Origin of the sequence: Novipirellula sp. (assembly GCF_041583735.1) — a bacterium.
In the GTDB taxonomy this organism is placed as follows: domain Bacteria; phylum Planctomycetota; class Planctomycetia; order Pirellulales; family Pirellulaceae; genus Novipirellula.
Window position 1 is genome coordinate 1 of the sequence record NZ_JBFHFD010000278.1, and the last position, 10,430, is coordinate 10,430.

Here is a 10,430-nt window from a genome sequence, read left to right on the forward strand (position 1 = left end):
ACTGCGGTCACCTCGGGCCAGATTGTGGTTCGGCTAGGTGGTGGTGACGATCGGTTTGCGGCCCAATTGCCGAGCAGTCTCAACGTCACCGTGGTCGACGGCGAAGGAAGTGATACGACCGAATTAACGCTGACCAACCGCGGACCGATCGCGACGGCAACGCACCGCATTGAGTCCGAATCGATCACGCTGAATCAAGATTCGTCTGCGGTTTCACTATCCGACGACCATTTGGTTTTAACGGGTAACTTGTTGATCGGGACCGTCAATGCCGATTCGGTGATCGATGTTGGCACGGGGCGCTTTGATGTCGATGGACGTGTAATCCTGTTGGGCTCTGTCGACTTGATTGGCAGCGGAGGTAGTGTCGATTTCAAGGACGCAGTGATCACGTCGGCCTCGGACAATGTGGACCTGCGGTTTGATCTGGGGACACAATCGACCGCGACACTGATGTTCGGCGACACCGACGCTAGCGGGGGCCGGTTGCTCAGCGATCTTCAATTCATCGATGCGACCCCCGATTCGTTACGCAACAGTTCGATTGAAATTTCCGGCAATCTGCTGGTGCAAAATCAGTCCAATGCGATTGATATCGGCGAAGTCATTGATGCGGAAAATATCTATCTCGAAACCAACAACGATGTCTCGCTTGGTCTCAGCAACGCGGCGCTCGATCGTGTGACGATCCAAGCCAGCGGCGATGTCGTTGTCGATGGCACGGCGACCATCGACGACATGCTTGCCATCCATGCCGGAGGCGGCGACGTTGGTCTTGGCACATTCGCGTTTTCCACTGCAGTGATTGGCGATGCGGTCATGATTGACGATGCTGGGTCGGTGACACTTGGCAACATCGATGGCCCCGATGGAAATCTGTTGATCGGTCAAAACGGTCTAGTTCAAGGTGATGTAACGCAAGCCGATGGAACACGACTGCAAGTAAACGGGCTGAGTATTGGCACGTTAGGTTTGATCGAGCTGAGTTCGTCTGCAAACGATTTCGCTGTGGCTGAATCGCTGGAAGCAAACGGCAACATCACGCTGGTGGATTCAGCCAACGGACTCGACGTACGTCACGTCCGCTCCGGCGGAGGCGACATCGATCTGCAGAGCACCGCAACGGAATTCGCTATTTTGATTAGCGGTGTTATCGCCACGGGCGGAGGTGACGTTCGCATCACCGCTGGCGAGCAAATTCGCATGCGAGATACCGCCACGATCGATGCTGGCGACGGAACGATTCGGATGGATGCAGCGGACGATATCACGCTCGGTTCGCTGGTGACGACGAACGCAACCGAAAACGCGGTGCGAATTCAGTCGTTTGCGGGTGCCGTTTCGGACGGCGGCGATACGGATCTTGATATTGATGCCAATTTCGGACGCGTCACGATTATGGCGGCAACGGGGATTGGCGATGGCAATCCGATCGACGTGCGGGTTGCCGAGTTTTCAGCCATGGTCATGGACCGCGGGGCAATCCAAATTTCGGAACAAGATTCCGTGCGTTTGATCGAGTTAGAAACGTTTGATGGCGAAATCGTCGTCACCGCTGCCGATTCGATTGTCATCGATGACGTACGCCCCGAAGACCAAAACGGTCCTTTTGCCGTCACGGCTAAACTGATCGCGGGCGGCACCGATGGACGAATTCGTCTGGACGCAGGAAATGAGGCGGGGGATCGTTTGCGAATCGGCAACGGCGTCGGCTTGGTTGCGTCGAATTCCAGTCTGGGGGCGGTCCAGTTGGATGGGGCAGCGATCGAATTCGGCGAACAGATTGAAATTCGCACCGGGGGCGATGTCGGCGTGGCTCGCGTGTTTTCGCCTCGACCGGTATTGCCAGCCGACTTAACGCCTACTGATCCAAATGGCGGGGGAAATCCGGATCAGGCGATTTCGGATCCCAGTGACGCCGCCTTCTACGACACCTCGTCGGTCTTTACCAATCGGTTGTCACAAGCGTTAGGCAACGGAGGTGCCGGTGTATTGACAATCGGCGTCGGTCATGTCGGCGAGCAAGGGTTGACGTTGAACATCGATTGGGGTGGTGAATTTGAACGCTATCAACAAATCGATGGACTTGCCGGTGGCGAGTTGCATCCGATTGAGCATGCTTACACCGAAGAAGACATTCTCGAGTCGCGGCTGAACGGGCGAACCTCGGCCACCGCTCCTTTGGAGGTGCGTTTTTCGGTCCGCCACCACGAATCGATCATCGTGACCGGCAACTCGGTCACGCAAGCGGACGGTTCGATCGAGCAGGTCGAAAGCGGCGTGATTTCGGCCACCGACAACGACAATCCACTGCGACCCGATCTCGGCGAAACGATCGTCCAGAACACCGTTGCGGACAACGCGACGTTGTTGCATGTCAACGGTCAAGCCCAGTTTATCATCCCGTCGCTGACGATTCCTGTCGCCTTTTTTCCGGTGCGAAACGTTATTCCTGAACCCGAGACGTTCGAGATTTTCGTGCGGGTTGAAAGTACCGTCGACCAAATCAACAGCGGCGTGCAGACCAGCGAAGCGTCGCGAGGATCCGCGGTGATTCGGGATGAATATTTTCAAATCCGCGTGATCTCACCCGACCCCGATGGCGAAGATTTGACGCCACCCAAACGATTGCAAGATTCGATCTTGGAAGGTGACAATCTGAAACGTCTGTTTTCCAAATTGCCGGATGGACGCTATGTGATCGAATATGTGTTGGGCGATGGCAATGAACGAACGATTATCCAAGCCGATGTGCGGAATGGAGAAGCGATTGATCTGGGCGATGAACTCGATGGCGGTTATTTGAAGCTGAAAATATTGGACGTGATTCCCGAGGAGTCGGCGGATCCAGCGCAGCCCAATTCGAAGGCGGGCGACGCCGCGAGCGATGCCGATCAAGCGGCTTCGGACGACCGGGATGACGTGTCGGCATCCGATCCTCGGATTCAGGCCGACCCGACGGACGAAGGCACTGCAAACCTTGACGCTGCAAACCGTGACACTGCGAATCAAGACGTTGCCGTCAAAAACACCGCGGTCGATTACGACGAGATCGATCAATTTTTATTGACTCGCTCGGGGCAGGCTGCCGCTTCGGATGGCCGATTGTCCAAAGTCGCTCGATTCGCCCGCCTCGCACGATCGCAATCCTAGATAACCTTATGGCTAAGCAACCTCCTTCTCCCCCAAATCCCGACTCGGGTGACCCTCTACCGCCGGATTCCCCACGGCAAGCCGATCACAATCCGTCGCAGGACAACCCACCCAATCAAACGAACGCTGCCAGTCGAGACAGTGCTGCGGGCCAAGACAAATCGGATGGCGATCAGCCACCGCGACGCGAGTCCGCGATTGACGAAACGATTGACGTCGACGATCCCACCTTATCGAACCCGAATCCAAATCCGCTGGAATCACTCGTGGATACGGATACGAATGTCGACTTAGACGCGACGATCATGGTTCCTAGCGACTCCGAAATCGCTGGCGATAAAACCGCCGCAGCCGACGCCTCGAAAACGCTTCCCTGCGTTGATCCCTCGGCGATCACCGAGCCGATGGATCAAACCATCGACATGGACGAGCGAACGGCTTCGACTGCGGCAAATCAAAAGACGCGTTCCGATGGTTTGGATCGCACGCTTTCCGCAGCGGACTTAGAACAAACACTTGAAATAGGCGAAGATGGCAAAGGGGGCGAAGGTGGCAGCGAACCGCAACCGACGCCCCCCGCGTCGGATCCTTCGCAGCCTCCCGATCACACCGTTGCGATCGGTTCGATCCCTCGTCCCGATGTCAAGGCAAAGGGTTCCGACGAGGATGCCGCTCGATCGATCATGACGAGCCGCGCGATCGGAGCGACGATCAATCCACGTGAATTGTCTGATCAAGACGCGGTGTTATGGGAGTCGTTGGCGAAGTCCGAAACCCATCGAAACGAGCCGAGCCAGTTGGCTCCGGCGATCGAACGATCGCTTCGTGAAACCAACTTGCGGATCGTTCCTCGCAACGTCAGCAAAGGACAAGACACGGGTTCGGGGCCATCGGACTATCAACTGGTACGTCTGCTCGGCAAAGGGGGCATGGGGAATGTCTACGTTGCCAAACAAGAGTCGCTTGACCGGATGATCGCGGTAAAAATCATTCGCCCTCTGGACCGGGAAAAACGCGAAAAACTGGAATCATCCGGACGGTTGGCGGATGTCGAGCAAAATCGACGCCAACAATTTCTTTCCGAAGCGGTCGTCACAGGCGACTTGGATCACCCCAACATTGTCCCGATCCACGATATCGCAGTGATGGGGCAAGACACGCTGTTCTACGCGATGAAACGGGTGATCGGAACGCCGTGGAGTAAGGTGATTGGCGAAAAGTCTCGCGATGAAAACCTCGAGATCTTGCTGAAAGTCGCCGACGCGGTGGGTTTTGCCCACACACGTGGCGTGGTGCATCGCGACATCAAGCCCGAGAACATCATGTTAGGCGACTTTGGGGTCGTGATGGTCATGGATTGGGGTTTGGCGTTGCCGACCGAAGCGTTCGAGAAACACGAATCGGTTTTTCCGGTTACCGGGCTTGGTGGTACTCCGGCATTCATGGCTCCCGAAATGGCGACCGGCCCGATTTCGCAAGTGACGGTCCGCAGCGATGTTTATTTGCTTGGTGCCACGCTGTTCATGATCATCACGGGCGAGGCGCCGCATCACGGCACGAATGTGAGGGAGTGTCTAAGGGCGGTTGCCAACAATACGATTCGAGACATCGCCGCAAAACATCAGGGCGAATTGATGGATATCGCGCTCAAAGCGATGGCCACCAAGCCGGCGCATCGCTATCACGACGTGCCTTCGTTTCAACAAGCGATTCGCGACTATCGCAGCCATGCCGAAAGCATCGCGTTAACGACACAGGCCCATTCGGATTTCCAAAATGGAATGACGTCGCAGCTGTACGCTGATTTTTCTCGCGCGATCTACGGGTACGAGGAAGCATTGTCGCTGTGGAGTGGCAACCAACGTGCCATCGAAGGTCTTGGCAAGGCAAAACGACACTGCGCCGAAATTGCTTTACAGAACGAAGACTACGACACCGGACTGCAAGTCCTCGATCCCGAAAATGCCGATCACTTACCGCTGATCGAGCAACTCCGACAGGGACTTTCACAGCGTGCACATCGCAATCGCCGTCTTCGAATGCTTCGCTTGCTCGCGATCGCAATGCTGGCGTTCATCTTGATCGGAGGCACCGTTGCGACTTGGTTGATCAACCAAAAGCGACAGATTGCCGAAGATGCGACTGCAATCGCGATGAAACAAACCGAAGCCGCCAAGACTGCGAACGATTTGCTGCTGACGTCGAATCAAAACTTGCAACAGCAAACGCAGCTGGCTATTGAAAGAAAAGACCAAGCGACACGATTGGCGGAGGTTGCAAAAGAACAGAAAGGGATCGCGGAAGAACGCGAAAGGGAGGCTATCGCGGCGAAGGCCGCGACCGAGAAGGCACTGGCTGCGGCGAGAGTGGCAGAGCAGGCGGCGCGCGATAGCGAGAATGATGCTTTGGCGGCACGTGACGAAGCTCGAAAACAACAACGCATTGCCGAATACGAAGGCTATATTTCGAGTATCGGGTTAGCGAAAGCACGCATCGATCGTAACAATTTCGATAAAGCCCGCGAAACATTAAAAAGCATCGCCGACCAGACGCAGCAACGAATGGACGCCCCAAGTCGTCCGTTGGCTTGGGAATATCGCTGGCTGATGCGTCAAGTCGCTCAGTCGGAATCGGCGCTCGAAACGGCCTCACCCGTGGTTGATTTAGCGACGGATCGCAACGGTCGGTCCGCCATCGCCGTGATGGCGGATGGCGAAATCGAGCGTATGACACTGAATGACCACGGATCGATCATTTCGCACGTTTCCGGGCGAAGCAGCGGATCCAACGCCGTCGCCGCCGCGATCTCTGGTGACGGGACTCGAATCGCACTGGGGACCGCAACGGGCGACATTGAGCTTTGGGACGGATCGCTTCAGCGTCTGTCTGGCATCCTGCGAGGACACACGCGTGCGGTATCCGATTTAAAGTTCGCGGGCGATACATTACTGGTGTCGGCTTCCCTGGATCGCACCGCGCGAGTTTGGGATCTGGACAAACAAACCGAAGTGGCAGATTGTTGGCACATCGCGTCAGTGTTGCAGTTGGACGTCGCTGGGCTGTCGTCGGAGGATGGATGGTTGATTGCCACCGCTGCGTCAGACGCTTCGGCAGGCAGGATCGTGCTATGGCAGTTATCGAGAGCCGCGGATCGCTGGAATGTGGAACGACGCGGCGTTTTTGATACGCATGAGCGGCCCGTCTCCGCGATCGCGTTGTCGCGTGATGGTGAACTCGCCGCCTCGGGGGATGATCGCGGCCATGTGTTGATTTGGCGTCCTTCGGCAATCGAGCCGATCGACTATAACGCGGCGGTTTCATCCGCGATCGAATCGGTTACCCAAACCGATCCTCAAACCGCTGACACAGCGAAATCGAAACCTCGCTCGCCGATCAGCTCCGTTTCCTTGAGTGACCCTGCGTTGGGCCAACGAGAGCTTGCGATCCCAAAGGGGGCGATCAATCAGAACCCGCCATCGCCCGTAGAGCGGTTGCCCGTAGAGCCATTGGCGCACGTCAAACCGATGGCGCACGAAGACGCGGTGCGAGCGATCGAATTTTCCGCCGATGGAAACAACATCCTTACCGCGGCGGACGACTACACGATCAAGCTGTGGAAAACGCAGGCTCGCCAACTTGATACCACGTTGCGGGGGCATGGCGGTTGGGTCACGTCGGCATCCTTCGTCGGTGATGACACGGACCATGTGCTGTCCGCATCGATGGATCGTTCTGTGCGGACTTGGAATCCAAGTACTTATGTCGGAGCGGCCGCGACGACTCAATTGGCCTCGGTCAATACCACCACGCCCCAGGGGGCAGTCGCTGCTGCCTCGGGATTATCGTTGCGGCAAGCTCACAAAGACGAAATTTGGTCCGCACGCTTCAGCCCCGATGGCCATCGATTAGTCACATCCAGCCGCGACCGAACCGCCAAGGTATTGCGGATTGATGCCGACACGTTGGCGCTCGAAGAGATTGGCAGTGTGGTGACCGAGGATCGCGACAAAGGCGATGGCACGCTTCGCGAAGGAACCACGTCCATTGTGATGTCGTTGGCGTTGGATCCGAAGCGGCGGCGTCTGTACGTCGGTGGGGCGGATGCGATCCTACGGATCTGGGACCTCGACCACGGCACTGAATTAGGCGAGTTGTTTGGTACGGGGCTGAATCAATCGTTTGCGTTATCCAAAACAGGGCGTTATTTGTTGACCGGATCGAGTTCGTCCGAGCAAAGGGGGTGGCTGTATCGTGTCAACCCATCGGGACGTCCGATGCCGACCGAGATGTTTCCACTAAAACAACACAAAGAAGCCATTACCGCTTTTGCTATCTCTGATGACGAAACGCGTTTATTCACCGGAGATCGAGCTGGACGCGGGTTCTTGTGGGACATGCGAACCGGCAACATCATCGGGGAACCCATCGACACACTGTATGGCAATCGCATCAACGCCGCTTGTTTTCTACCCGATGGAAATCAGATCCTTGTCGCAGCGGATGATGAACAGCTTTCGCTGATCGACCTCGGTTCGAGAACGCGTACGGCGAAGATGAATCACGATGGCTACGTCACTTCGGTTTCAATGTCACCCGATGCAATGTTTGCATTGACACTGTGCGAACGTTCCACTTCGGACCAATTGAAAACGTCGGTCCATCTCTGGAATCTGCGGACTCGGCAGGGACGCGAATTGCAACAAAGTATGCTTCGGCGGGGGCCCAGGGACGGATTTGAGGGAGCGGGCGACGTCGTGGGGCGTGCGGGCGGTGCCCAGCGGATTGTGTCTGCAGAGTTTTCCGCGGAAGGCAATTCCGCGATGGTGGCGATCGTTTCGGGATCCAATCAAGCGACGCGTGTCGACAGTTGGTCGATAGGTGAGGATCTCGATTCGGCAAAGCAGAGTGCTTCAATGGAACTGCCGGCTGAATTAGGGGCCACGGCGATCGTAAAACCAATCGACAAAGACCAGTTTGTCAGTCTTAACGGCGATGGTGCTTTTTTATGGGACAAAGCGAAGGGGACCCATCTGCGAAGCTTCCGCGCCAATGCCGCCGTCGTGCAGTCGAGCTTTTCGAGTGACGGAAAGTATATCGTGACAGGAAGCCGCTCGATAAAAATCTGGGACGCCGAAACGCTGCAGCCTCTCGGGAAACTCGAAGTCGCGCATGATGGGCCGGTTCGATCGGTCGAATTTGCACCGCAATCGATTGACGGAAATCCTGACTACCGGTTGGTGTCCGGCGGCGATGATGGAAAGGTCCGATTGTGGCAATGGGATCCGGACGTAAAAAGTATCACCGCCGTCAATGAATTTCTGTTTGCTGCTGCGGTGCGGTCGGTGGCGTTCTCACCGGACGGTTCCTCGGTGTTGGCATGCGGAACAGGTGGTGTGGCAAAACGGTGGCAAATCGAATCGCCCTCTGACGTGATCGTATTCCAAAAAGCGGATGCGGGTGGTTTTGTGTGCGTCACCTCGTCACGCGACGGACGTTGGATCGCGGTCGGCAGCACGGAATCGGTCGGCTATTTGTGGCAGATTCCCGAGCAGGGAGAAACCGTCGGCGAGCCGATCGAATTGCGAGGTCATTCCCAGCGAATCGAGGATATCGCGATCCTTCAAGACGCCTCGCAGGCGATGCGTGTCTTTACTGCAAGTGCAGACCAAACCGCTCGCGTGTGGGATCCGCGGATCGAGCAATGGAACGATGTTTCGGGCGAATCAACTCTGAAACCGCAGGACGCATTCCAGGCCCGCGAAGTGCTGCTGCTGGAACAGCATACTTCGAGCGTGACGGCGGTCGATGTGACCGTCAGCGGTGAGCTGCTGTTGACCGCCAGCCGCGATGGCACCGTGATTCTTTGGCCCGCCGATATCACATCGCAGTAAGAACCAACAAATCGTTTGCGGTTTCCCGCTGGTGTTCGCGACGCTCAAACCAGCGGCTGATTGCTAAAACCCCCGTCGTATCTCAGCACGGTCAAATCTCGACACGGTCGCATCGCAACACGGTGCCGTCGTCGCTTCGGTCGTCATTTGCCCGATTACGGGGTGAACACGACCCGACGAATGTTGCGTCTGTTTCGCCCTACCCCCGGGGGCGTTTTTATGTCAATCCTGACCACCTTCGGTCATCCGACAATACCGCTTGCGTTGACCGGTTGCGGAGAGAGAGTGAGAACAGGACCGGCGTTGTTGAGCAACAAGAGAGGTCCGCGGAGGCAATCGAGGCCGAGATGGAAGCCTATGACAATGAAATGGACGAGGATGCGGCCGCGCCGGGGATCGAGTCCTGAACCTACGGTTGATCGAGCAGAGTAACGGGGTCTTCACCCGTTCGATGCGATAGCGAGTTCAATGTAATAGCGCTCTCGATGCGATATCCACCCGGAACGTAGAACTGTGGGGCCTAGGAGATGGTCGCTGGATCGACTCGCATCCAGCGACAACCGCTATGGTTCCGGCGGCACGACTCGGTCGAGACGCTCGAGTGCTCGAACCGCACCGGCGTGTTTTGAATCCACGGTCAAGATGTTCGTATAAAACAACTTGGCTTCCTCAAAGCGTCCGATCTGCTCGAGACATTCCGCCAAATGAAAGTTTGCGGTCATTAAATCGGGTTCCAACTGCACCGCTTTGACGAGGTGCTTAATCGCAGGCTGCAACTGACCGATTTGCTTGTAGGCGAAGCCCAGGTTGTAGTTTGTTTCAGCAATATCAGGCTGCATCTGATTGGATTGTTCGAGCAACTTAATTGCCGCCCCCAAGTCACCCTGTTGGCCTGCGGCAACGGCGACATTCATCAGCGACGAAGCGTTTAAATGATTCTCGGCGTGTATCGGTAGATAGCTGACGATTGCAACCAGGATCGCGACGCCAAGCGGCATCCTCAATGGCCGCCATTGGCGTCGGGAAACCGCATCGATGAATAGCGTCACGCCCGCGGCAGCAAACGGGATCAATAGTGGGACCAGCGGAAATCGGTAGCGACCGAGAATAAAGAAGCCAACGATCGCGACGACCATGACGGCAATCAATGCGTACAGTAGCGTCAGCTCTTTCCAGCGGTTACGAGTCATCACGATTCCGATTGCAGCCAATGGCGTGAGTAGACCGAACTGCCAAAACGAAAACAGCTTTAGCACCACCGAATACTGTTGGTGAATAAACAGGCTTTCGACATCTGGGACTTCGAAATGATTGACAACCATTGCCGTTTTGCGAAACAGCAGTGAGATCCACGCGACCGGAGATTGCCGAATCTCGCTCCAGGAC

3 protein-coding genes are annotated in these 10,430 nt (G+C 56.3%); 2 read left to right on the plus strand and 1 reads right to left on the minus strand.

What is annotated here, in order from left to right; translation table 11 throughout:
* Both ABX962_RS19500 and ABX962_RS19505 read left to right on the plus strand, forming a co-directional pair.
* Window positions 1-3,153, plus strand: a 3,153-nt coding sequence (locus tag ABX962_RS19500) for a hypothetical protein (RefSeq protein ID WP_372721700.1), incomplete at its 5' end; no start/stop codon positions are given.
* An 8-nt stretch (window positions 3,154-3,161) separates the two neighbouring features.
* The gene (locus tag ABX962_RS19505) at window positions 3,162-9,044 is read left to right on the plus strand and encodes a protein kinase (protein WP_372721701.1); all 5,883 of its coding nucleotides are present in this window, start codon (window positions 3,162-3,164) and stop codon (window positions 9,042-9,044) included.
* Window positions 9,045-9,607: 563 nt separating this feature from the next.
* On the opposite strand, the gene ABX962_RS19510 is transcribed toward ABX962_RS19505, so the two are convergent.
* Window positions 9,608-10,430 (minus strand): tetratricopeptide repeat protein (locus ABX962_RS19510; RefSeq protein ID WP_372721702.1); only part of this gene is annotated, 823 nt, incomplete at its 5' end.

Bases quoted from the DNA above. Each gene is read 5' to 3' on its own strand.
- ABX962_RS19505 (WP_372721701.1), top strand. From the start codon at position 3,162: ATGGCTAAGCAACCTCCTTCTCCCCCAAATCCCGACTCGGGTGACCCT.